The sequence below is a fragment of the Stenotrophomonas sp. YJH_SMC_131 genome, from assembly GCF_059367975.1.
The window spans coordinates 44,696-67,511 of sequence record NZ_JCAFRJ010000004.1; the positions used below are offsets into that span (position 1 = coordinate 44,696).

Annotated in this window: 19 protein-coding genes; 11 read left to right on the forward strand and 8 right to left on the reverse strand. The window is 67.0% G+C overall.

The window, feature by feature from the left end; translation table 11 throughout:
• Positions 1-156: 156 nt before the first annotated feature.
• Both AC5P56_RS09800 and AC5P56_RS09805 read left to right on the forward strand, forming a co-directional pair.
• The gene (locus AC5P56_RS09800; RefSeq protein WP_229767350.1) at positions 157-1,434 is read left to right on the forward strand and encodes a replication-associated recombination protein A; all 1,278 of its coding nucleotides are present in this window, start codon (positions 157-159) and stop codon (positions 1,432-1,434) included.
• A gap of 225 nt (positions 1,435-1,659) precedes the next feature.
• Entirely contained in the window at positions 1,660-2,031 is a 372-nt protein-coding gene (locus tag AC5P56_RS09805; protein WP_111206867.1) for a DUF805 domain-containing protein, read from the forward strand.
• 74 nt (positions 2,032-2,105) lie between these two features.
• On the opposite strand, the gene AC5P56_RS09810 is transcribed toward AC5P56_RS09805, so the two are convergent.
• Positions 2,106-2,480 carry a hypothetical protein gene (locus AC5P56_RS09810; protein ID WP_014647092.1) on the reverse strand — a complete coding sequence of 125 codons (375 nt, stop codon included), beginning with the start codon at positions 2,478-2,480 and terminating at the stop codon, positions 2,106-2,108.
• Positions 2,481-2,761: 281 nt separating this feature from the next.
• Between AC5P56_RS09810 and AC5P56_RS09815 the strand changes: the two genes are divergently transcribed.
• The 9 genes from AC5P56_RS09815 to AC5P56_RS09855 all read left to right on the forward strand — a co-directional run bounded on the left by AC5P56_RS09815 (position 2,762) and on the right by AC5P56_RS09855 (position 12,874).
• Entirely contained in the window at positions 2,762-3,790 is a 1,029-nt protein-coding gene (locus AC5P56_RS09815; protein ID WP_495231563.1) for an alpha/beta hydrolase, read from the forward strand.
• A gap of 122 nt (positions 3,791-3,912) precedes the next feature.
• Positions 3,913-5,289 carry a YncE family protein gene (locus tag AC5P56_RS09820; RefSeq protein ID WP_262225156.1) on the forward strand — a complete coding sequence of 459 codons (1,377 nt, stop codon included), beginning with the start codon at positions 3,913-3,915 and terminating at the stop codon, positions 5,287-5,289.
• Positions 5,290-5,340: 51 nt separating this feature from the next.
• Positions 5,341-6,387: a heme/hemin ABC transporter substrate-binding protein gene (locus AC5P56_RS09825; RefSeq protein ID WP_014647095.1), complete on the forward strand. Its 1,047-nt coding sequence runs from the start codon at positions 5,341-5,343 to the stop codon at positions 6,385-6,387.
• Positions 6,384-7,427, forward strand: coding sequence for a FecCD family ABC transporter permease (locus AC5P56_RS09830; protein ID WP_288496374.1), 1,044 nt, complete (start codon positions 6,384-6,386; stop codon positions 7,425-7,427). Before AC5P56_RS09825 ends, AC5P56_RS09830 begins: the two co-directional genes overlap by 4 nt.
• A complete protein-coding gene (locus tag AC5P56_RS09835) occupies positions 7,424-8,185 on the forward strand; it encodes a heme ABC transporter ATP-binding protein (RefSeq protein WP_111206864.1) in 762 nt (253 codons plus the stop codon). Before AC5P56_RS09830 ends, AC5P56_RS09835 begins: the two co-directional genes overlap by 4 nt.
• A 63-nt stretch (positions 8,186-8,248) precedes the next feature.
• A complete protein-coding gene (locus tag AC5P56_RS09840) occupies positions 8,249-8,998 on the forward strand; it encodes a hypothetical protein (protein ID WP_262093987.1) in 750 nt (249 codons plus the stop codon).
• A gap of 448 nt (positions 8,999-9,446) precedes the next feature.
• On the forward strand, positions 9,447-11,483 hold the full coding sequence (gene fusA / locus AC5P56_RS09845; RefSeq protein WP_014647099.1) for an elongation factor G: 2,037 nt from the start codon (positions 9,447-9,449) through the stop codon (positions 11,481-11,483).
• A 252-nt stretch (positions 11,484-11,735) separates the two neighbouring features.
• The gene (locus tag AC5P56_RS09850) at positions 11,736-12,008 is read left to right on the forward strand and encodes a hypothetical protein (RefSeq protein ID WP_005409616.1); all 273 of its coding nucleotides are present in this window, start codon (positions 11,736-11,738) and stop codon (positions 12,006-12,008) included.
• Between the two features lie 110 nt (positions 12,009-12,118).
• A complete protein-coding gene (locus AC5P56_RS09855) occupies positions 12,119-12,874 on the forward strand; it encodes a SapC family protein (RefSeq protein WP_032961063.1) in 756 nt (251 codons plus the stop codon).
• Here AC5P56_RS09855 and AC5P56_RS09860 read toward each other — a convergent pair whose 3' ends face one another.
• The 7 genes from AC5P56_RS09860 to AC5P56_RS09890 form a co-directional block, all read right to left on the reverse strand.
• Positions 12,875-15,202, reverse strand: a complete 2,328-nt coding sequence (locus AC5P56_RS09860) for an ATP-binding protein (RefSeq protein WP_495231564.1) — start codon at positions 15,200-15,202, stop codon at positions 12,875-12,877.
• Entirely contained in the window at positions 15,199-15,849 is a 651-nt protein-coding gene (locus AC5P56_RS09865; protein ID WP_232503899.1) for a response regulator transcription factor, read from the reverse strand. Before AC5P56_RS09865 ends, AC5P56_RS09860 begins: the two co-directional genes overlap by 4 nt.
• Positions 15,850-16,091: 242 nt before the next feature.
• Positions 16,092-19,565 (reverse strand): DEAD/DEAH box helicase, encoded by a 3,474-nt coding sequence (locus tag AC5P56_RS09870; RefSeq protein WP_495231565.1) that lies wholly within the window; start codon positions 19,563-19,565, stop codon positions 16,092-16,094.
• Positions 19,566-19,875: 310 nt separating this feature from the next.
• Complete coding sequence (locus AC5P56_RS09875; RefSeq protein WP_111206860.1) at positions 19,876-20,409, reverse strand: lipocalin family protein; 534 nt, start codon at positions 20,407-20,409, stop codon at positions 19,876-19,878.
• 8 nt (positions 20,410-20,417) lie between these two features.
• Positions 20,418-21,491 (reverse strand): SAM-dependent methyltransferase, encoded by a 1,074-nt coding sequence (locus AC5P56_RS09880; protein WP_014647123.1) that lies wholly within the window; start codon positions 21,489-21,491, stop codon positions 20,418-20,420.
• Positions 21,488-22,273, reverse strand: coding sequence for a DUF1295 domain-containing protein (locus AC5P56_RS09885; RefSeq protein WP_241886803.1), 786 nt, complete (start codon positions 22,271-22,273; stop codon positions 21,488-21,490). The genes AC5P56_RS09880 and AC5P56_RS09885 overlap by 4 nt, the downstream gene beginning before the upstream one ends.
• Positions 22,270-22,815: a DUF2878 domain-containing protein gene (locus tag AC5P56_RS09890; protein ID WP_046430505.1), complete on the reverse strand. Its 546-nt coding sequence runs from the start codon at positions 22,813-22,815 to the stop codon at positions 22,270-22,272. Before AC5P56_RS09890 ends, AC5P56_RS09885 begins: the two co-directional genes overlap by 4 nt.
• Between the last annotated feature and the right edge of the window lies 1 nt (position 22,816).

Here is a 22,816-nt window from a genome sequence, read left to right on the forward strand (position 1 = left end):
CTACCAGACATCGCGTCCCGCCCGCCGGGCACGGCCCGGCGCTACCGTTGGGCGGCGCGGTACAATGACCGGGTGGCAAGACATCGTTCAACTTCCTTCCCTGGTCCCGATCTGCTGAGCGTCGATCGGGAACACCTGCGCCCGCTGGCCGAGCGCATGCGTCCGCGCACTCTCGACGAAATGGTTGGGCAGAAGCGCCTGCTGGCGCCGGACAGCGCGCTGCGTCGCGCGGTCGAGTCCGGTCGCGTGCATTCAATGATCCTGTGGGGGCCGCCAGGGTGTGGCAAGACCACGCTGGCGCTGTTGCTGGCCGAATACTCCGACGCAGAATTCCGTGCCATCTCCGCCGTGCTCTCCGGCCTGCCGGAGGTGCGCCAGGTGTTGGCCGAGGCCGCGCAGCGTTTCGCCGAAGGCCGCCGCACCGTGCTGTTCGTGGATGAGGTGCATCGCTTCAACAAGGCGCAGCAGGACGCCTTCCTGCCGCACATCGAGCGCGGCACGATCCTGTTCGTCGGTGCCACCACCGAGAATCCGTCGTTCGAGTTGAATTCCGCATTGCTGTCGCGTTGCCGCGTGCATGTCCTGGAAGGCGTTTCGCCCACCGACATCGTCGAGGCGCTGGAACGTGCGCTGGGTGATCGCGAGCGCGGACTGGGCGAGGAGGGCATCGAGGTCGCCCCCGAACTGCTTCTGGAAATCGCCACCGCTGCCGATGGTGATGTGCGCCGTGCGCTGACCCTGTTGGAAATCGCCGCCGAACTGGCGGGCGGCGAGGGCGGTCGCATCACGCCGCAGACCCTGGCCCAGGTGCTGGCCGATCGCACCCGTCGCTTCGACAAGGGCGGCGAGCAGTTCTACGACCAGATCTCGGCGCTGCACAAGTCGGTACGCAGCTCCAACCCGGATGCCGCGCTGTACTGGCTGACCCGCATGCTCGATGGTGGCTGCGACCCGTCCTACCTGGCGCGCCGGTTGACCCGCATGGCCATCGAGGATATCGGCCTGGCCGATCCGCGCGCGCAGAGCATGGCGCTGGAAGCCTGGGACATCTACGAGCGGCTGGGCAGCCCGGAAGGCGAGCTGGCGTTCGCCCAGCTGGTGCTCTACCTGGCCAGCACCGCCAAGTCGAACGCCGGCTATGCCGCCTTCAACCAGGCCAAGGCCGACGTGCGCGAGAGTGGTACCGAAGAAGTGCCGCTGCACCTGCGCAATGCACCGACCAAGCTGATGAAGGAGCTCGGCTACGGCGCCGAGTACCAGTACGACCATGACGCCGAGGGTGGCATCGCGCTGGACCAGACGGGTTTCCCGGATGCGATGGGCGAACGGGTGTACTACAACCCGGTGCCGCGTGGCCTGGAAATCAAGCTGAAGGAAAAGCTGGACCGGCTGCGTGCCGAGCGCGAAGCGGCGAGGGCGGCAAAGGGTCGCTGACCCGGTTTATGTAGCGTCGAGCCGCGCTCGACTCCGCTCTGGACCGGGCCAGCAGCGCCTGCGGCAACGGCAGCCGAGCATGGGCTCGGCTCTACAGGGCCAATGGCAGCCGAGCATGGGCTCGGCTCTACAGGGCCAATGGCAGCCGAGCATGGCTCGGCTCCACATTGTTCCCGGCGCCGGTCTTTGGCACACTGCGCGGCCACTTTTTCAAGGATTGATGCCGTGCAGGAAATGATTCTGCCGTTGCAGCGCTACGCCCAGTTCGAGGGGCGTGCCAACCGTCGTGAGTACTGGATGTTCCAGCTGTTCATGCTGATCGTCTCCGCCGTCCTGATGGTGCCGCTCGTTGCCGGGCTGGTGATGCAGTCCGACGTCCTGGGCATCGCGTCGATCATCCTGTTTGTCGTGTTCTGGCTGGCCACGTTCGTGCCGGTCATCGCCGTCACCGTGCGCCGCCTGCACGACTGCAACCAGTCGGGCTGGATGTACCTGCTGGCCTTCGTTCCGTTCGGCGGCCTGGTGATCTTCGTATTCGCGCTGCTGCCGGGCACGCCGCAGGAAAATGCTTATGGTCCGGTGCCTTCGGGGCCGTGACATTTCGCGAGTCGAGCATGGCTCGACTCCACAAGAGGCAAAGAAAAGAAGCCGGCATTTCGCCGGCTTCGTCTTTACTTGATGGTGCAGTCGCCGAAGGACAGGTAGTCCGTGCCGGAACTGAACTGCAGCGTGCAGCTGGCGGTGAACGTCGCGCCTTCTTCCAGTGCGCCCAGCTTGGCCGCCTGCTGTTCGTCGTCGCTGGTCAGTCGGGCCAGGACATTGCCCTGGTCGTCGCCGGCCTCGATCAGCGGCTCGCCCGCCAGGTTGCTGGAAACGCTCAGGGCTACGGCAGTGAATGTCACCGTCTGGTTGAGTTGGTCCATGCCCAGTGACGAATTGCCGGCTTCTTCAAAGGCCTGGTAGAGCGTTGGCAGGTCCTGTGCGGCATGGGCGGCCAGCGGCGCAAGCAGGCCGAGGGAGAGGGCGATCAGGGTGGTGTGCTTCAAGGGAGTCTCACAATCATGGGATCCAATCCCATGCCGGTTGTGTGCAGATGAACGCGACCCGGATGGCGGCAAGTGCCCGCCATCCATGGCTGCGCTGGAAGCGGGGCGATCCAATGCCCCGATGGGCGGCAAAATAGGGGAATTGCTGCCCCTTGCGCAACCCGGGCATGCGCGCGCGTGATACACAGCGTGACGTTTGATCGATGTGATAATCATTCGCGTTTAAGGTAGACTGCGGTCCCTTGTGAACCGGCGGCCCTGGGCCGCTTCTGCCGCCGCTGATGAAGCACTTTGTTCCGCCTTCGCGCCGTGGTCCGCTGGCCCGCGGCCTGGTCGCCTTGATGATGGGTCTGCTCCTGGTCACCCCATATGCCCATGCACAGCAGCGCAACCCGCTGCAGAAGATCGGCCGCACCGTGCTCGACGAGCCGGCGGCCAGCTATCGCTTCGAGCATTTCGTGGTGGACAGCCCGGACCAGCAGCGCCGTTGGCGGGTGAACCTGGCGATCCCGGCCAAGGCCGGCAAGGTGCCCTCTCCGGTGCTGTACGCGCTGGACGGCAACGCCGTCGCGATGGTCCTGGATCAGCCGTTGCTGGCCGAGCTGGCCGCGCGCAAGGCGCCGCCGGTGCTGGTGCTGATCGGCTACGACAACGACCTGCGCATCGATTCCAAGGCGCGCACCCGCGACTACACCGCATGGATCGACCGTGCCGACGACGAGAGCGGTACGACCCAGGCGGTTGGCGGTGGGGCTGCCGCGTTCCTGGATGTGATCGAGCGCCGCATCAAGCCGGAAGTGGAGCGTCGCGCACGCATCGACACGCAGCAGCAAGCGCTGTGGGGCCACTCACTGGGTGGATTGTTCGTGCTCAATGCGCTGTACACGCGTCCGGCCGCCTTCCAGTCCTATCTGGCCGCCAGCCCGTCGCTGTGGTGGAGCCAGGGTGCGGCGCTGGGGGATCCGGAACAACAGTTCGTGCAGAACGTGCACGGCCAACCGGCAAGGCTCTGGCTGATGCTGGGCGGTGCCGAGCGTGTCGGTGATCGCGGCAAGCGCGACATGAACAATCCGCGCGTGGTCGCGCACCTGCGCCGCATCGGTGGCGCCACCCCGGATGCGGCGATGCAGCTGTCCGAGCGCTTGGGCAAGGTGCCGGGCCTGAGCGTGCAGTACCGCGAGTTCCCCGGCCTTGGCCACGGCCCGATGCTGCCGGCGTCCTTCCATGCGGCGCTGCATGAGCTGTACGGCGTGACCGATCGCAGCGCCGGCGATGGCGCGCCCAATGGCGGTGACAACGCCGCCGAATGAATCCCTTCGCACGCGCTGCCGTGCGACCCCACTACCCAGGCGAGGCTGCCGACGTGCAGCGGCCCAGGCAACCGATGACCCCCGCGCCACGTGGCGCGGCCTACGTGTGCAAGGAGCCTGCCATGTCGTTCCGTCCGTCTCTCCGTCTTACCTCTCTCGCTGCCGGCCTGCTGCTGGCAGTGACCGCCACCGCGCAGCCGGTGTTCGACCAGCCGGCCAACGCCACCTTCAAGGGTGAGGTCGTCTCACGCGGTGAGAACGTGGTTCCCGGCAGCACCGCCGACGTGGTCGGCCGTGGTTTCGTGCCGGGCCAGAAGGTCAGCCTGCTGCGTGGCGACAGCGTGCTCAACGCACAGCCGGTGGTGGTCGATGCCGATGGCAACTTCAAGACCCAGCTGAGCATTCCGGCCAACGCGGTGCCGGGCACCCACCCGGTGGTGGTGCGCGCCAGCCAGCCGGCTGCGGCCACGGTGCTGAAGCTGCGCGTGTCGCCGCAGTTGCCGCTGTCCGGCCAGGCGCAGTTCGCCACCCGGTCCAGCAAGCTGGTGCCGGGCCTGTACCAGTCCGCCTACAGTGCCGCCAGCAACGCAGTGTTCGTGACCTCGGCGGTGGGTCGCCCGCCGGTGACCCAGTCGCAGCTGCTGAAGCTGGACCCGACGTCGCTGAAGGTGACCAGGGCGATCACCCCGGCGCAGGTGCCGGGCAGCACCAATGGTGCGGTGTACGCGGTCTACGGCGTGGGCGTGGATGACACCAACGGCAATGTCTGGGTGACCAACACCCGCCAGAACTCGATCGCGGTCTACCGGCAGAAGGACCTGTCGCTGGTCCACCAGTTCCCGGCCGACACTGTGCCGCACGCGCGCGACGTGGTGGTCGATGGCACCCGCGGCAAGGTGTTCGCCTCGGCCACGGGCGAGGACCACCTGTCGGTGTTCGACGCCAGGACCTTCAAGGAGCTGCCGGCAGTGACGCTGGAATCCGGCGTGGACGACGGCACGTTCACCCCGATGAGCCTGGTACTGGACGAGAAGGGCGGCAAGCTGTTCACCGTCAGCATCGGCACCCCGGAAGCGGCGGTGATCGATGTGGCCAGCGGCAAGGTCGAGAAGGTCATCGATCTGGGCAATTCGATCAGTGCCTCGGGCGTGGCCTTCGATGCGGCACGCAACCGCCTTTACGTCGCCTCGCAGGGCACCGACAACCTGCTGATCGTCGACGTGGCTGCCGGCAAGGTGCTGCATGACGTGCCGGTCGGCGCCGGTGCGCTGAACGTCGCCTTCGATGATGCCTCCGGCCTGGCCTATGTCAGCAACCGTGGCGCTGGCACGGTCACCGTGGTGAATGGTGACGGCAAGGTGGTCGCCAATCTTGATGGCGGCACGCTGCCGAACCACGTCCGCGCCGATGGCAAGGGCAACGTGTTCGCGGTGAACAAGTCGCGCGGCGCTGAGGACCCGAAGGGTGACCGCATCACCCGCATCACCCCGAAGCAGTAAGTCACACGGTGGGGCGGCGTGCGCGCCGCCCTGCCAGCAAGGAGAACGAGCATGAACATCGCGTCCCGTCTGCGCCTGTGTGCGCTTCCGTTGGCTGTTTCGCTGGTACTGGCCGCCTGTGGCGGCGCGTCGACACCGCCTGATGGCCAGAAGGCCGCCGAGCCGCCCGCCGCACCGGCCGCTGCCGAAACCGCGTTGCCGGCAGGCTGGCAGCGCGTGGCCGGTGCCGAGCTGCCGGCCGTGCATGACCAGAAGGCGGTGCTGCCGGCCAAGGTGCATTCCGATGACGGCGCCGATATCGAGGTGACCGATACCAGCCGGATCATTGCCGGTGGCGACGACGTCATCGCGGTGATCGAAGCACTGGGGCTGGGCACGCAGGTATTCGCCGCGCCGACCAACACCACCACCCAGGCCGGCCTGGCCGCGCCGCACCAGTTCCTGTTCAACCGCACCACCGGCGTGGAGGGCGTGCTGAGCCTGCAGGGCTCGCTGTTCCTCGGCAACAGCCTGCGCCGCCACACCGAGCTGGCCAAAAAGCTGCGCGAAGTCGGTGAGCCGGCGGTGGTCATCGATGATCTGCAGCCGGCCCCGGACAAGGTGCGCAAGGTCGCCGCCGCACTAGGGCTGGCCGAAGCGGGGCAAACATTGGCCACGCAGGTGCAGCGCCAGCTCGACGAGGCTGCAGCGATTGGCAAGGGCCTGGGCCATGCGCCACGACTGATCCACGTATCGGCCACCGGCGCTGGCGGCTCGCCCACTGTTGCCGGTGCCGACAGCGCGTCAGCGCAGCTGATCGCGCTGGCCGGCGGCATCAACATCGGCACCGAGGCCGGGGTGAAGAACTACTCGCAGCTGAGCAACGAGGGGGTGGTCGCCGCGGCACCGGAGGTGATCCTGGTGACCGAGCATGACCTGCGGCTGTTCGGCGGTGCCGAAGGCCTGTGGAAGGCGTACCCGACGCTGAAGCAGACGCCGGCCGGGCAGGCCAATCGGGTCTGGGTGATGCCGGATGTGCAGCTGAAGTACACCAGCGTGGGTTCTGGTGCGGGCGCGCTGGCGCTGGCCAAGGCCCTGGCAGCCTTGCCGAAGGCATGAGTCCGGCGGATCGGCGCCGCCGTCGCGGGCGGACGATGTTGATGGTGGCGTTGCTGGCACTGCTGGGGGCAGTGCTGGCGTCGTTCGCCGTGGGTCCGTTGCGGTTGCCGCCGCTGGAGGTGATGCAGGCGCTTGCGGTGAAGCTGGGCCTGCTTGACCCAGGGGCAGTCAGCAGCCGTGATCTGGCCGTGGTCTGGCAGTTGCGCATTCCGCGCGCCCTGTTGGGCGCGATGGTCGGTGCGTCGCTGGCGATGGCCGGTGCCAGCCTGCAGGGCCTGTTTGGCAATCCGCTGGCCGACCCCGGCATCGTCGGTGTCAGCCAGGGTGCTGCGCTGGGTGCGGTGGCTGCCATTGTTCTCGGCGCTGCCGGTGCGGCCGGCTGGCTGGTGCCGCTGGCAGCCTTCGTCGGCGGCGCGCTGGCGATCGGCCTGACCTATGCGCTGGCCCGGCCCGGCAAAGGCAGTGGGAATGCCACGCTGCTGCTGGTCGGCATCGCGATGGCCGCGTTCTGCTCGGCGCTGATTGGGTTCCTTACTTACATCGCCAGCGAAAGCGAGCTGCAGTCGCTGGTGTTCTGGCAGATGGGCTCGCTGGCGCGCGCCAACTGGGCCGACGTGGTCGCGGTGGTGCCGCTGTTTGCGCTCGGCGTGTTTGCGCTGCAGCGACTGGCCACGCCGCTGGACATGCTGGCGCTGGGTGAGCGCCAGGCGCAGCACCTGGGGCTGGACGTGACCCGTACGCGGCGTCGCCTGGTCGCGTTCAGTGCGCTGCTGGTGGGCGCAGCGGTGGCGTTCGCGGGCTCGATCAGCTTCGTCGGCCTGGTGGTGCCGCACGTGGCGCGACTGCTGGTCGGCCCGGGTCATCGCTGGCTGCTGCCGTTGTCCGGGCTGCTCGGTGCGCTGCTGATCGTGGTGGCCGACACCGCCGCACGCACGCTCGATCCACCTGCGGAGATTCCGCTGGGCCTGTTCTCGGCCGCGCTGGGTGCGCCGTTCTTCCTGTGGCTGGTGCTGCAGCAGCGCCGCAAGGCGGCGCCATGAGCGTGCTGCTGAAACTGCACGAGGTGGTGGTGCGCCGCCAGCAGCGCGAGATCCTGCATGGCATCTCGCTGGCGTTCGAGCCGGGCACGGTGACCGCGCTGGTTGGCCCGAACGGCGCGGGCAAGTCTACGTTGCTGGCGGTGGCGGCCGGTGACCTGCGCGCCGATGCGGGGGAGGTGAGCCTGCTGGGCAAGCCGTTGGCCAGTTACAAGGCGGGGCCGCTGGCACGCGAGCGCGCGGTGATGCCGCAGGAACATGGCGTGCGCTTCGCCTTCAGCGTGGAAGAAGTGGTGGCGATGGGACGGTTGCCGCATTCGCCGGATCCGCGTGTGGACGATGCACGGGTGGAAGCTGCCATCGATGCCGCCGAACTGCAGGCGCTACGCCTGCGCGAAGTGCAGCAGCTGTCCGGTGGCGAGTCCGCCCGGACCACGTTCGCGCGCGTGCTGGCGCAGGACACGCCGCTGCTGTTGCTTGATGAACCGACCGCGGCGCTGGATCTGCGCCACCAGGAGCGTACGTTGCGCAGTGTGCGTGCCTGTGCCGAAGCCGGTGCGTGCGTGATCGTGGTGCTGCACGATCTGAACCTGGCCGCCGGCTATGCCGACCGCATCGTGTTGCTGGAACAGGGCAGGGTGGCCGCCGATGGCACGCCGCTGCAGGTGCTCACCGAAGACAACCTGCAGCGGGTCTATCAGCAGGATGTGGTGGTGCTGGAGCATCCGCGGCGCGGGGTGCCGTTGGTGGTGGTGACGTAGTCCGGATCTGCTGCCGTCGCCGCGTATCATGTCTGACCGGTATTCCCTCAATGGACTGATGCAATGATCTGTAGCATTTCGCGCGGCACGCTGCTGGCCGTGTTGGTTGGCTTCGCAGGCGCTGCGACTGCGGCTTCCACCTCTCCGGTTTCGCTGACCGATGCGGCGGAGAATGCCTCGCTGATCGAGATACGGCATTCCGCTGGCGCGGGTTCTCCTGTTGCGTCCATCCGGACGCAGTACTTCGCCAGCGAGGAAATGTCCGTGAGTTGGGATGACCAGCAGGTGCTGGTGCTTTGCAAGGAGGCGGCATACCTGCAGATTCCCCCTGCCAAGCTCAAGGCCGCTGCGTTGAGCACCGAGCAGCGGCAGATGATCGTCTACCAGGCGCTGATGTCCGGCCTGGGTGCTGTCGCGGGCGTGGTCGGGCCGGCGGGCGAGGTGGTGGCTGTGGCGGATGACGGAAGCGAGACCCGCAGCATTGGTGAAAGCCATTGGGCGTACGGTATCGAGCGCTACGACGTCACCACCCAGCGCATGCCGGGCGGCGCGCTGCGTGTGCATTCCCGCAAGACCGAGACCGTGAACATGACGCCCCCGGCGAGCCCGGACGACACGTTCAGCACCGAGGATGACCAGGCGGCACGCCTGTCCGAACTGGCGCCGGTGGGGAGCTGGACCGAGGTGCTGATCCATGGTGGCCCGCAGCTGCCGCACATTGACCCGGCGACGTCGCTGAAGGGGTGGATTTCGATGGGGGATGACCAGGCGGCGACCGTGGCCGAGGCGCGCACGCTGCACGGCTGCAAGTAAAGGCTGAGAGGGGTCAGATCCCTTTGTCCAGGGGCAAAGGGATCTGACTCCGATCATTGTCGGCCTCATCGTTCCATTTATGTTTGCAATATTCACTTGCGCGCCAGATTGGCAGGTCTAGAATGCGCCCCATGAACCGGATGCCGCTCCTGAAGTTTTTCACCCTGACCCGCGCCAACGCGGAACGGGCGTGTCTGCCTGGAGCCCCACGAGGCCGTTGAAGCGGCCATCGCTGGACCTTCGACAGAGCGCCCCCCGGGGCGCTCTTTTTGTTTTTGTTAGTCGACTAACAGTCGACTCTACCCAGTCGACGCTACCCAGCCGACGCTACCCAGTACCGCAAAGGAGAACGTGCCATGCACCAGATCGCCGAGACCGAACGCTAGCCGCGCACCCTGCCGCCAACCGGGGGCGCGGCCCCTGAAGTTGGCTTTGCAGGAATCTCTATATGAACACCCAAGTCCTTTCCCGTCGTCGCAACCTTGGCATCATTGCCCACATCGACGCCGGCAAGACCACGCTGACCGAACGCCTGCTGTGGAAAAGCGGCGAGATCCACCGCGTCGGTGAAGTGCACGACGGCAACGCGACCACCGATTTCTCGGCGATCGAACGCGAACGCGGCATCACCATCGGCGCTGCCGCCGTGCAGGCGCAGTGGGCGCCGCGCGACCTGCCGCCGCATCGGCTGACCCTGATCGACACCCCCGGCCACATCGACTTCGCCATCGAGGTCGAGCGTTCACTGCGCGTGCTCGACGGCGCCGTGGCCGTGTTCTCGGCCGTGGATGGCGTGCAGCCGCAGTCCGAAACCGTGTGGCGCCAGGCGCGTCGCCACCGCGTGCCGTTGATCGCTTTCGTCAACAAGATGGACCGCGTCGGCGCTTCGTTCGAGCGCGTGCTGGAGCAGCTGCAGGACAAACTGCGGGCGCGGCCGTGGGCGCTGGGCGTGCCGTTGGGCAGCGAAAGTGGCTTCAACGGCTGGGTCGATCTGGTCGATGAGCGCGTGCTGCAGTGGCAGGATGGTGCCGCAACCACGGTGACCCCGTGGGACCAAGCGGCGCGGGCCCAGTGGCAAGCCCAGCGCGATGCGCTGGTCGAGGCCGTGGCCGATCACGATGAGCAACTGGCCGATGCCTGGCTGGAAGGTCGCGTGATCGACGCCGGGCAGCTGCGCGCGGCGATCCGCCGGGCGACGCTGGCGGGTGCGGGCGTGCCCGTGCTGGCCGGTGCTGCGTTCAAGGACAAGGGTATCGAGACGCTGCTGGACGCCGTGGTCGATTACCTGCCGTCGCCGCTGGATCGCCCTGCCGTCAGCGCCGAAAGCGATGAGGGCGAGGTCGTGCTGCCGCCGGACCCGGACGGTCCGCTGGCCGGCCTGCTGTTCAAGATCACCCACCAGCAGCACGGCGCGTTGAGCTTCGTGCGGCTGTACTCGGGCACCTTGAAGGTGGGTGATGCGGTGGCCAGTTCGCAGCATCCGCAGGGGCGGCGTGTCAGTCGCCTGGTGCGGGTGCAGGCCGACCAGACCCACGACATCGAACAGGCCGTGGCCGGTGACATCGTTGCAGTGCTGGGCTGGAAGGATGCGGTCAGTGGTGAAACGCTGAGCGGTCGCGCGCAGCCGCTGCGCCTGGAGAACATCCAGGCACAGGCACCGGTGCTGGCGTGGCGGTTGGAGCCGGCGCGTGCGGCCGACCTGATCCGGATGGCACAGGGTTTGGCCAGCCTGGCCCAGGAAGATCCCTCGTTCCGCGTCGAAACCGATCGCGACACGGCGGAGACCCTGGTCTGGGGCATGGGCGAACTGCACCTGGAGGTGATGGTCGAGCGCCTGCGCAGCGAATGGAAGGTCGACGTAGGCGTAGGTGCGCCGCGCGTGGCCTACCAGGAGACGCCGATGCGTGCGATGACCGGCGTCGTCGGGCGGCTGGTCAAGCAGACCGGCGGCCAGGGCCAGTTCGCGCACGTGGTGCTGGATGTATCGCCGCGCGAAGACGACCAGGTCGTATTCAACGACCGCATCGTCGGTGGCGTGGTGCCGCGCAGCTTCATCGCGGCGGTGGAGAAAGGTGTGCGTGCTGCGCTGTCGGAAGGCCCCCAGGGCCATCCGGTGGTCGGCATCGAGGTCAGTCTTGTCGATGGCCAGACCCATGCCAAGGACTCCTCGGAGATGGCGTTCCATCGCGCAGGCGCCGAGGCGATCAAGGCGGCGCTGGCCGAAGGCGGCACGCAGCTGCTGGAGCCGGTGATGGCGGTGACGGTGCATTCGCCGTCAGCGTCGGTGGGTGATGTGGTCGGCGACCTCAACCGCCGCCATGGTCGCATTGCCCGCATCGACGATCAGGATGGTCGCGCCGAGGTCAGTGGCTTCGCACCGCTGGCGCAGCTGGTGGGCTATACCACCTCGCTGCGTTCGCTCAGCCAGGGGCGGGCCAGCAGCGAGGCGCACCTGCATGGCTACGAGCCGGTGCGCGCTGCATGAAGAAGGTGAGGGGAGCCCGTTCGCGGGCTCCCTTTTTTGTGGGTTCGGGTTTCCGCATCCATGCATGGCGTGGATCTACCGGGTGATCGGGTCGCGAGCTCTGCACTAGATCCACGCCATGCGTGGATGGGGCCCTCGCGATGCGTTTTTTTGCATTGCGATGCAACAAAACGGCAGAAAAAGCTGGATTAAAGTGATGCCTCACGATAAATTGCGCACCCCCCGTTGCTCGCCGCCGCCCGCACCCCTCTCATGCGTGATGACAAAGACCCCGGAACCCTGGAGCTGACCCTGCCGCGCAAGCGCGGTCGTCCGCCCAAGTTCGGGTATGCGATGAGCGATGCGCAGCGGGCCGCACGCTATCGTGCGCGCCGGGCAGGGCAGGCCAACCACGCCGATGTGCGCTCCTGCAGCGACATGGTGCTGCTGGACAAGATCCGTGCAGCGGTGAGCGCGCGCGACACCGAACTGGCCGGATTCCTGGTCCACGTGCTCTGGCAGCGCTACCCCCTGCAGCTGAAATAGTTCGCTGGCGGGGTGGCCGTTGTCATCGAGCTTGTTGATAATGCGGGATTCAGGTTGTTCCCGCTGGCGTGCCCGGGATGGCAGGCGCGCATGATCGAACGGTTCCCAAGATGACCACCACCAGCGACACCACCACCGAAGCGGCGCCGAGCGGCGCTCCCCTGTTCTATACCCGTCCGGTGCCGCTGCAGGCCGATGTGCACGCCGATCTGCGCATCCTGCCGGGCAAGCTCGAGTTCGCCGCCGGCAACAACGCCATTCCGCTGGTGCTGGGCGAGTTCTCGCTGGCGCTGCATCATTTCCCGATCCTGTTCGCCGGCCCCGGTGCGGTTCCGATGGCTGCCGTCGGCGTGTCCGACCAGAACCTGTTCATCAAGGACGGCCTGTGGGAAGACGAGGCCTATATTCCGGCCTACCTGCGCCGCCACCCCTTCATCTTCATCGACACCGGCGCGGAGAATGACTTCCTGCTGGGCATCGACGAAGAAAGCCCGCGCGTGGTCAAGGGCGGCGAGGAAGGCCAGCCGCTGTTCGTTGACGGCAAGGCCACCGAAATGGTGCAGCAGGCGCTGGAGTTCTGCGGCCAGTACACCCGCGAGCACGAACAGACCTTGGCCTTCTCCAAGGCCCTGACCGACAACGGCCTGCTGGTCGAGCGTAACGCCACCGTGCGTACCCCGGATGGCCGCGAGTTCAACCTCAATGGCTTCCTGGTGGTGGACGTCGAGAAGTTCGTTGCGCTGCCGGAAGCCACCGTGGTCGAGTGGCACCGCAGCGGCTGGCTGGCACTGATCCACCAGCACCTGATGTCGCTGGGTCGCTTCAATGACCTGACCCGTCGCCAGGTCGAGCGCCTGGCCGCCTGATCAAGGCATTGGCAGGGTTCCCGCTGGGCGGGAGCCCTGTCCGGCCTTCAGCACGTCCAGCAGGCGCCGCGCATCGGCCCAGTCCGGCGCGGCGTCATGCGCCAGGTCGACCAGCTCCGCCGCGATGGCCGCATGCTCGCATTGGCCCAGCATCTGCAGCGTGCCCTGCAATCGGTGCGCGTGATGGCCCAGTGCCGATGCATCCGCTCGATCAATAACCCGCTCCATGTTGCCGAGCTCATCGTGGATGTCGGCGATGTAGGCCGCGTCCATGTCAATCGTCTGCGCGGCTGCGCCCGGGCCCTCTGGTCGCGCAATGCCGAGCGCAGGCAGCAGCTGGGCGGCGCGCAGCGGCTTGGCCAGCACCGCGTCGAAGCCCGAGCGGTGGCAGCGTGCGCGATGACGCCGTCCGGTGCGGGCAGACAATGCGATCAGGCGAACGGTGCGCCCGGCAGACCCGCGTAGCTCGCGCGCCAGCACGTGACCATCGGCGCCAGGCAACCCAATGTCGATCAGAGCAACGGAGCGGGGCTGTCGTGCCTGTTCGGCCAGGGCACTGGCCGCATCTTTCACGGCGCACACCTCTGCGCCCCAGCGCCGCAGCTGTTCGGCGATCACGTGGCGATTGAGCTCGTGGTCCTCGACCAGCAGCAGGTGCAGTCCGGCCAGTGGCGTATCGCCCACGGGCATGTCCTGGGCATCCACGCCGGTGCCAGCCGGGCACACCGGCAGGCGCAGGATGAAGCGACTGCCACGGCCCAGCACGCTGTGCACGGTGAGGTCGCCGCCCATTGCGCGGGCCAGCTCGCGCGCGATGGAAAGCCCCAGCCCACTTCCGCCACGCCGCTGTCCGCTGCTGCCTTGCTGGAAAGGCTGGAACAGGGTGGCTACCTGCGCCGGCGCGATGCCGATGCCGCTGTCGATCACCTCCAGCAGCAGCGCCCGAGGACGCGCCGCCGGCATCAGTTGCAGGCGCAGCTCGATGCGGCCGGAATCGCTGAACTTCACTGCGTTCGCCAATAGATTGCTGGCAATCTGGCGTAGCGCATCGGCGTCCACCAGGATGTTCGACGGGGATGCGCCCTGGGCATCGAGATGCAGCTGCAGGCCTTTCCGCTGGGCCTGTGGCCGGATCGCCTCCAGAGCCTGCCGGCACAGCTGGGTTGCATCGCAGGGTTGCGCATGCGGCTTGAAAGCGCCGCTCGCAAGGCGCGAAAAATCCAGTGCGCGATTCAACAGGCTGCGCAGGGATTGGCTGGCGCTGCTGGCAGCGGCGAGCAGGTCACGCTCGCCCTTGGGCAATGTCGATTGCCCCAGCAGCTCGATCGAGGTCAGCACGGCCTGCGCCGAGTTGCGCATCTCGTGGCTGATCACGCCGATGGCATGCGCGCTGCTTCGGTCACCGCGCGCCCGGAGGTGGCGCATTGCGAGCCACAGCAGCGGCAGGGCAATCAGCAGTGGGGCCAGCAGCAGCCACCCGCGCGGGGGCGACGCCTGCATCCAGTCCAGTGCATTCCCGGCCGCGGCAGGCAGGGTCTGGCCTGCCCATAGGTGGAGCAGGCCTGCGTGCTCTTCCAGTGTGATCTCCCGCAATGCCTGTTCGATGCGCCCAAGCAGTTGCTGGTCTTCCCGGCGAACCAGCAGGTAAAGGTCGGTGGAGAAGCCGCTATCGAACGGCTGCAGGCGCAGGCTGCCATTGAAATGGCGTCGAACCAGGGGGCGCAGCGTGGGCTCCAGGCCAATCGCCACGTCCGCCAGGCCGGTTTCGACTGCCGCCAGTGCTGCATGCCGGTCTGGCAGCTGCCGCAGCCGGACCTGCGGGTGATGCGCGTGCAGCCAGCTGGCGTAGGGCCCGCCTTCAACGACGGCGATGACCCGGCCGTCGAGTTCGCGCATCTCCCGTGGCAGCCACTCGCCGGCGCGTCCGGCCAACAGGGTGGCGCCGCCACGGAACGGGGTGGACGCGGCAAGGCCGGGGCAGGGCAGCGCCTGGTGCCTTGCGCCGCCAAACACCATGACCAGGTCAGCCTCGTGATGGCATACAGCGAGGATTGATGCGGCGGTTGTCGGGTAGGGGTGTTCCAGGAAACGGAATTGGGCGTGCCGCGCCACCAGGTTGGCATAGCCATGGGCGAGCGTTGGCGGTGATGACGGATCGGCCAGGGCCGCGGGCAGGGGGCGCAGGGAGGGAGTCGTGGCGACCCGTACAGTGCTGCCCGGCAGCCAGCGTGGCGAGCGGATATCTTCGGCCGAGGCAGCCGGCAGGAGAAGGAGCGCCAGCAGCCCCGTGGACAGGAAGCGGCGGCGCAACGGCGGCTGGCGCCTCACGGTGTCTCCAGTCGTTCGCGCAGTGCGTAGATTTCCACGTCGCTGCGCAATCCCAGCTTGCGCAGCACAGCAACCTTCTGCGTGCTGACAGTCTTGATGCTGCGGTGCCGCCGCAATGCGATCTCGGAGACCGTCAAGCCTTCCAGCAGCAGGCCCAGCACTTCGCGCTCGTTGCGGCTGAGCTCGCCGCGATCGCCGGCCAGCCTGACGTCCGGTGGAACCCGGGTCAGGCCCTGGGAAACACGTACGATGGCGTCGGACAATGCAGCAAGCGGTTCGGCCTTGCTGACGAATCCGTTGAGTCCGGCATCGATCAGGCTGTTGAGGTTGGTGGTGGGGCAGAGCGTGGCGAAGGCCAGCAATGGCGTGCGCGGAAATTCCCGGCGCAGCAGCGCAACCAGCTCGAGGCTACCCAGGTCGTCACGGGCAAGCGTGAGATCGATGATGGCCACATCCACTGGTGTGCGTTGCAGGCTGCAGAGCAGTTCGTTGCTGCAACCGTGGCTGGCGACGATGTCGAAGCGGAGATCGCCTGACAGGTGCAGGGCGGTGCCGCGACGGACGACTTCATGATCGTCCAGGAGCGCCAGGCGAAGCCGACGCGGTGCAGGAAATCCATTCATGCGCGGGAGGTGGTCGGCGCCCATGGGCGTGGCCGCCATTCTGGCGCCGCTGTCGCGTCGAACATCGAATTCGTTGCGTTTTTACGACTATTCCTAAAGATCGATGGACGCAGTTGATCGGCCGGGGCTTACGCATTCGTGACGTAAATGGATGGGGTGCTGCAGGCGTCCCGTCGTGGCTGCCGGAACCATTAATGTGACGCGTCACGCTGGCGTGACCCTGCGCCCCTGACCTGACTGGTTGACGCCGTCAGGGCAGGGCAGGGCTATCGAGTCTGCACGCGGGGGATCGACATGCGACCCAGGAACTGCGCCGGGGTGATGCGGGGCAACTGTTTGGCATGGGCGTCTGAGAAGTGGCGCAGGCCGCCCCAGAGTGCGGTGTCTCCGATCAGGAAGCAGCGGTGCTGGGCACGGGTGACGGCGACGTTGAGCAGATTGGGCTTGCTGGAGGCCCAGTGCGCCGCGCCCACCGTGTCCGTGTCGCAGCCCAGGACCATCCAGACAATGCTTTCCTCCTTGCCCTGGAAGGTGTGCACGGTGCCGACGCGCTCCCTGCACCACGTGCGCAGTTCGGTGGTGCGTGGCGCCTGCGTGCCGGGTGGGGCATCCGGGCCAAGCCAGGCGTCCTGGCTCCGCAGTCGCTCGAGCAGGGCATTCTTGATGCGCTTGAAGGGCGAAATGATGTAGACCGGGGGAAGGCTTCCGGTGCTGTGGTAGAGCGCGGCCAACGCCTGCTGCACCAGGTCGATCTGGCACGGCACGACCTGCTTGTCGCTGGTGCGGCCGGGGGCGTGTACCCAGGCGCTGCTGCCGATGTCCAGGCTGTCGGCGGGTGGCCGCGCCGCACTGGGTTCCCAGGGGTTGGAGAAGATCATCTTCCCCTCGTAGGCAATCGTGTTGGCAATGGAGAACATCGGTTCGACGCAGCGACGGTGCACGCGCAGCGGACTGCCGATCCAGAGCGGCGAGCCGCCGGACTCCATGCGGGCACCGAGCGGGTTGGCCTCGTCGGCCAGTACCTGTACGGAGGTCTTGTCGGGCGAGACGTTCACGCCTGCGGGCAGTGCGCTGGTTCGGCCCAGCGCCTGCAGCAGCTTGACCGGCACGGTGAACACCGGCTCGATCTGCAGCGGATCACCCACCACGACCGCGCGCCTGGAGCGCAGCAGTGCACCGACCGCCGCCTGCGGCACGGCCTGGCCAGCTTCATCGATGAACAGCCAGCCGATCGAGTCCGGCCCCAGGTGGCGGAACTGGCGTGCGACCGAGGCGAACGTGCTGGAGACAACCGGCACGATCATGAACAGGCTCTGCCAGATGGCCAGCGCATCGCGTGGCTCCTGCAGCCGCTTGCCACTCAGCAGGTGGCACAGTGCAATGACGTTCTGGGCGAAGCCGCCGCCCTTCTGCACGACTTCGTGCAGCCAGGCCTGGTGAAGCTGCAGTGCCGCCACGAAGAGGTTGGCGCGCTGCTCGTTGAGCTGCTCGCTGTTCCAGACTCCCTTGATCTGCCAGTCCTGATCTTCCAGTTCGGCCGCGTCGGCGGGATGGGACGCGGTGCCGAATTCGGCTTTCAGTTGTTCGAGCTGTTGCGTCATTCCAGCCCATTGCTGCGCCCGTGCCTGCGCGGCGGCCGATGCCTCGGCCAGGGTGCTCGCGGTTCGGCCCAGGTGCTGTTGCGCCGTATCACATTGCGTCCCGAGTTCGAGCCCGCGCTGGGTCCATCGGTGCTGATGATCTGCGTTCTGCACCATTGCGGCCGCATGGCTGTGCGCGCGCTGCCGGTCAAAGATGCGGGCCCACCAGCCAGGCTTCTCTTCCTTGAGCAGGATGCGTTGCGCCTTGAGCAGGGCGAGCTGTTCATCGGATCTGCTGCGCTGGCCCTCGAGTGCACGGCACTGCTGTGCAGCTTCCTCATGCGCGCGCTGTGCATCGCGAAGCTGAGAAGTCGTTTTCCGGCAGAAGCTCTCCTCATCGTTGCCGCTGATTTCACGGCTGAGCGAGGCAAGCCGATCCAGCTTTTCGACCAGGCCATTGACGATCGCATCGACCTTGCCGAACGCCTGCCTGGCCTGCTGGAAGCTCATGGCTGCTGGGTTGTCCCGCCACTCCCAGAGCGACTGGTGGCGGGCGCGGTCGTAGCCCTTCGGGGTTTTGCCATCTTTTGGGGCGCTCCTGCTGATGGCCCGCACAAGTGCCTCGCGGTTGGCCTTCCTGCCCAGCGCGCAGCTGATCAACCCCCAGGCATCGCTGTCTGCCGCCGGTCGTTCATAGGCGCCCCTGCCGTTCCATTCGAGCAGGTTGCGGGCCAGTGGCCGCAGGTAGTCGAAGGTCACGTCCCCTGTGCTGTTGCGCCAGCGCGACCCTCCGGGCTTGCCCAGTGACCGGCTCTTCGGCAGGTCACGCGAAATATTCTCCACGGCGGCATTGTTCGACGATGCGACCACCATCTCGAAGCCGGTCAGGTCGGCCTTCAGTGGCGAGACCCTGCACGGCTTCTCACCTTCGAAGTTCACTTCGCGGGCTGGGCCGAGCGCAGCGGCTGGCGTCGCGTACTGTGACAATGCACGTGCACGCCGCACGATGTTCTCAGCGAAGACCTCACGCAACAGCGTGGTCTTCCCGGTTCCGGGTGGGCCATTGACCGAGAAGATGCCTGAATCGCGCACCTGCTCGAAGATGCTGTTCACAGCGAACTGCTGCATCAGGCTCATCGTGTGTGCAGGATCGCCGGGCCAGTGGCCCCGATTGATGTGGCGCGGGCGCAGCCGGTCGGCAATCAGCGCATGGCCTTCTGGGGTGTAAAGGTCTTCGCGTCGGCTTTCAGGCAATGGGCTCAGATAGGCGCGTAGGGGCGCACTGGCCTTGCCCTGGTCGAGTGCGCCGATGGCCCGCGCGATATCCTCGACGAAGAAACTGTTGAGGATGCTGATCTCCGCGTCCTCTTCGGGCTGGGCCTCGTCGTCCTCGGCGTCGTCCGCTTCCGCCGTTGGCTCGTTGTCCGGCCCTGGGGGTGTGGCTTTTGCTGCCCGTCCCGGCTTCGGCTTGTCTTCAACGCTTTTCGCCCGGATGACCAGCAGCGGAGCGGACGCGTCGCCCGCGGAAGGGTCATGACCCGACCAGTTGCACAGGATGTCGAGCAGGCGCAACAGGTCGTCGGGGCTGCAGGGCGTTGGGCCCTCACCCTGTCCGGCGGGGGTGGCAGCGGCGCTGCGGAACGTTGCTACGTCGCGCTTGAGTGCTTCAAGGCTTGCCTGGAAGGCGTCGAAGTCCAGGCCCTGCAAGCCACGCCTGGAGATCGTGCCCAGTGCCCACGGAACGGTCGATACCGAGATTTCACCCAGCTGCAGCACGCCCTCGGCGCTTGCCCGCAGGCTGGCCGCGCAGGTCAGGCCTTCCAGTTCGGCCCGTTCGTCCTGTTCCAGCGACTCGTCTCCGCTTGGCGTCTCAGCCAGTACCCGCTGGGTGATATCGGCCAGCTGGGCTTTGTCGAATATGCCGAGGTAGACATCGAATCCGCTCAGCCTGCGACCGAATGGCAGGGGTGGGGACCACAGATCCTTCGGGTCCAATCGCTCGAGCTGATCCCTGGACAGCTGCCGTACGCTCCAGTCCGCGTCCTTCGACTCAAGGACCTGGCCCTGCAGATCGTAGGGTATGAAGAACTCAACCCTGTGCCAGAAGCTGAGGATCGCGCGATGACTGGCCTGCAACGCGTTGCGTCGTTCTTCCTTCAACTGCCTGTTCCTTCCATTGTGAAATCGGCTGCGGCCGGGATGCACCCATCGCCGGCCATTGTGGCCGGCGCGCACAGCCCTGCATTGGCCATTAGCGGCCGCCGCGGGCGAGTCTTGAGCGTTCGCGACCCCGGCGCCAGCTGCTGCAGGCAGGCCAAGGGCGGCGCCGCTGTCTGTACGCACGGTTCCGGCAGCGGCTGCGCGCGTGCCGGATGAACGATGTGGCAGCGGTGATGAATGCGACATCCGGCGCAAGCAGATGTCGACACGCCCTGCCGTCAGCAGGTGCTGCGTGGGGATGACCGATGGCTCAGCGCACCGACTGCGGCACGCGCCTCAGCTTTGCGGTGTCGTAACCCATGGCCGCGATGCGCTGCACGGCCTGCTGGTAGTCGCTCTCGGACACCTGTGGCGTGCGTGCCATGTACCACACGTAGTCGCGCTTGCTGCGCGCGACGATGGTCTGGCCGTAGTCATCGCGCAGCCAAGCAATCACATACTCGGCCTGGATCGGCCAGATGAACTGCATGCCCCAGATGGCGCCGTTGCCGTCCTTCTCGACCCGTCCCACAGGGTGCATCGACTTCTGGGGGGCGTCGAAGCTGCCCTTGCGATAGGTGAAGGTGGTCTGGATGCGCCCGTCGGGCTTCAATGCGTAGCTCTCCACCGCGTCGAAAGCTTTGCGCTCCGGCCATGAGGGGATGTGGGCGATCACATACCAGTCGCCCATGAAGCGTGGCACGTCCACTGAGGGCGGGCGGGGCAGGGGACGGGTATCGGTGGAACTGCAGCCGGAACCAAACAGGCTCAATGCCAGCAGGGGAAGCAGCGAGCGCATGCGCATGTCACACCTCAACGGGGGCGGAACAGATAGTGGGCGACCAGCCACTGCTGGCCGTCGTCGTAGCCGAACAGCTCGGCGCATGCCATCCAGAACATGCGCCAGCGCTGCCACCAGATCTTCGCGGCGGCCTGGCCGTAGGTCGCGACCAGCACCGGCATCACCGCCTCGCGTGCTGCATCCTGGTTGGCCAGCCAGTGGTCGGCCGTGCGCTGGTAGTGGGTGCCGTCCAGCAACCAGCGCTGGTCAAGCCGCAGGTCGCGCTGGAAATGCAGCAGCGTGTCGGCCGCCGGCATCAGGCCACCAGTGAAGAAATGGCGGCCCATCCAGTTGTCGCCGCCCTCGGTCTCGAACGGGTACATCAGCGTGCGGTGGGCGAAGATGTGCACGAACAGCGCGCCGTCGGGCTTCAGCCACTGGCTGATGCGCGCCAGCAGGCGCTCGTAGTTGCGCACATGCTCGAACATTTCCACCGAGACGCAGCGGTCGAAGCGTGCGGTTGGCAGCTCGAGCTGGTTGACGTCGCGGGTGATCACCTCGACGTTGTGCAGCCCCCGGGCCTGGCACTGCGCCATGATGTGCTGGCGCTGGCTGTGCGAATTGGACACGGCGGTGATCGCGGCGGTGGGATAGCGCTCGGCCATCCACAGGGTCAGCGAACCCCAGCCGCAGCCCAGTTCGAGGATCTGCTGGCCATCGGCCAGTCCGGCGCGCTGGCCGTACAGCTCCAGCATGGCGTCCTCCGCCTGGTCCAGCGTTTCGCGCCCGGTGGGGTAGTAGCAGCTGCTGTACTTCAGGCGCCTGCCCAGGCAGGCCTGGAAGAAGGCCGCCGGAACCTCATAGTGCTGGCGGTTGGCCGCGTCGGTATGCAGCGCGAGCGGGCTGTCGGCCAGCTCGGCGATGCGACGGCTGAAGCGTGCGGACTGTGCTTCGATACCGCCCAGCATTTCCTCGTGCAGGCGTTGCGCGCACAGGCGACGGATGCCGGCGCGCAGCGCGGCATCGGGAACCAGGCCGCGTTCGGCCCAGGCGATCAGCCCGGTTTCCGCGTCGTCGGCCGGGGTCAGTGACGGAATCGCGCTCATGCGGAATGCTCCTTGGAAGGACGAGGGAACCAGGGGAAGAACATCGGCGTGCTGCGCTGGTAGGCGCGGTAATCGTCGCCGCGGCTGCGCAGCGCCTGCTTTTCGGTGAACGGAATGCCGCTCAGGTAGCGCAGGAACACATACATCAGCAGCGGGCCGGACCACGCCAGCCACCACAGCGGCGAGCCGACCGCGAGCAGGACATAGCTGAACCAGTGCAGCCACTCGAAGAAGTAGTTCGGGTGGCGGGAGTAACGCCAGAGCCCGTCGCGGCAGGTGCGACCCTGGTTTGCCGGATTCGCGCGGAACCGGGCCAGCTGATGGTCGGCCAGGCTCTCGCCGCCGACGCTCAGCAGCCAGACGAGTGCGGCGGCCACGACCCACAACGTCATGCTGGTCTGTGGATTGGCAGCCACCGCGACGAAGGGCAGGGCGAACAGCACGACCAGCAGTGCCTGGGCCATGAAAAAGCCGAAGATCTTGGCTTGATGCCCTTGCCAGTACTCGCGCAGATAACGGTAGCGACCGTCTTCCTGTTCATGGCGGACCCGATGCCACAGGTGCAGTGCCAGTCGGCTGCCCCACAGGCCACCGAGCACGCCCAGTGCAATGCGTGGCGCCGCCGCACCATCGCCGAGCCACGCCAGCAACAGGGCCGAAGCACCCACGCCCTTGGCCCAGAGCACATCGACCACGCCGATGTTGCGGTGGCGCCGCTGCCAGGCCCAGCCCCAGCTCATCACCAGCACGGCATACAGCAGTACCCACACCAGATTGATCATGACGGCGCTCCGGCCAAGGGCGGTGGAATGGTGCGGGAGCCGCGACGAGCGGCCATGCACAGCAGCGAAAGCGCGATGCTCCAGCCCACCCCCAGTACCAGCAGGCCCTGCCACAGCGGCGTAGTGAATCGAACCGCATCGAAACCGCGCGCTGCGGAGAGATAGGCCAGCGGGGCCAGCAGCAGGCCGAACGCGGCTGGCAGGGCAGGGTGGCGAAGCAGGAAGCGCATCGAAGTGGTCAGCGTCATCGCAAACGCGGCCCACAACGCCATGATCCAAAGGGGTGGCGTCCAGCCCAGCGGGGCCGCGGCGTAGCGTACGGTGCCGCTGGCGGCGGCACTGGCGTCGACCAGCCACGCGCAGGCCATCGCCAACAGCATCAGCCGAAGATCCAGCCGAGGTTGCGGCGAGGTCAGCAGCTGGCTGCCGATGTAGAGCGACGCTGCCAGCAGCGCCGGCCATTGCCAGCCGCGCCCGGCGCCGGCCACGGCGCACAGCCAGACCAGCTGGTTGCCAAGCAGATTGGCCCAGAACCGGCGCACC

Coding starts and splice junctions, on each gene's coding strand:
- AC5P56_RS09885 (WP_241886803.1), bottom strand. CDS start 22,273: ATGATCAATCTGGTGTGGGTACTGCTGTATGCCGTGCTGGTGATGAGC.
- AC5P56_RS09830 (WP_288496374.1), top strand. CDS start 6,384: ATGAGTCCGGCGGATCGGCGCCGCCGTCGCGGGCGGACGATGTTGATG.
- AC5P56_RS09880 (WP_014647123.1), bottom strand. CDS start 21,491: ATGAGCGCGATTCCGTCACTGACCCCGGCCGACGACGCGGAAACCGGG.
- fusA (WP_014647099.1), top strand. CDS start 9,447: ATGAACACCCAAGTCCTTTCCCGTCGTCGCAACCTTGGCATCATTGCC.
- AC5P56_RS09825 (WP_014647095.1), top strand. CDS start 5,341: ATGAACATCGCGTCCCGTCTGCGCCTGTGTGCGCTTCCGTTGGCTGTT.
- AC5P56_RS09815 (WP_495231563.1), top strand. CDS start 2,762: ATGAAGCACTTTGTTCCGCCTTCGCGCCGTGGTCCGCTGGCCCGCGGC.
- AC5P56_RS09855 (WP_032961063.1), top strand. CDS start 12,119: ATGACCACCACCAGCGACACCACCACCGAAGCGGCGCCGAGCGGCGCT.
- AC5P56_RS09800 (WP_229767350.1), top strand. CDS start 157: ATGCGTCCGCGCACTCTCGACGAAATGGTTGGGCAGAAGCGCCTGCTG.
- AC5P56_RS09840 (WP_262093987.1), top strand. CDS start 8,249: ATGATCTGTAGCATTTCGCGCGGCACGCTGCTGGCCGTGTTGGTTGGC.
- AC5P56_RS09875 (WP_111206860.1), bottom strand. CDS start 20,409: ATGCGCATGCGCTCGCTGCTTCCCCTGCTGGCATTGAGCCTGTTTGGT.
- AC5P56_RS09820 (WP_262225156.1), top strand. CDS start 3,913: ATGTCGTTCCGTCCGTCTCTCCGTCTTACCTCTCTCGCTGCCGGCCTG.
- AC5P56_RS09865 (WP_232503899.1), bottom strand. CDS start 15,849: ATGGGCGCCGACCACCTCCCGCGCATGAATGGATTTCCTGCACCGCGT.
- AC5P56_RS09850 (WP_005409616.1), top strand. CDS start 11,736: ATGCGTGATGACAAAGACCCCGGAACCCTGGAGCTGACCCTGCCGCGC.
- AC5P56_RS09835 (WP_111206864.1), top strand. CDS start 7,424: ATGAGCGTGCTGCTGAAACTGCACGAGGTGGTGGTGCGCCGCCAGCAG.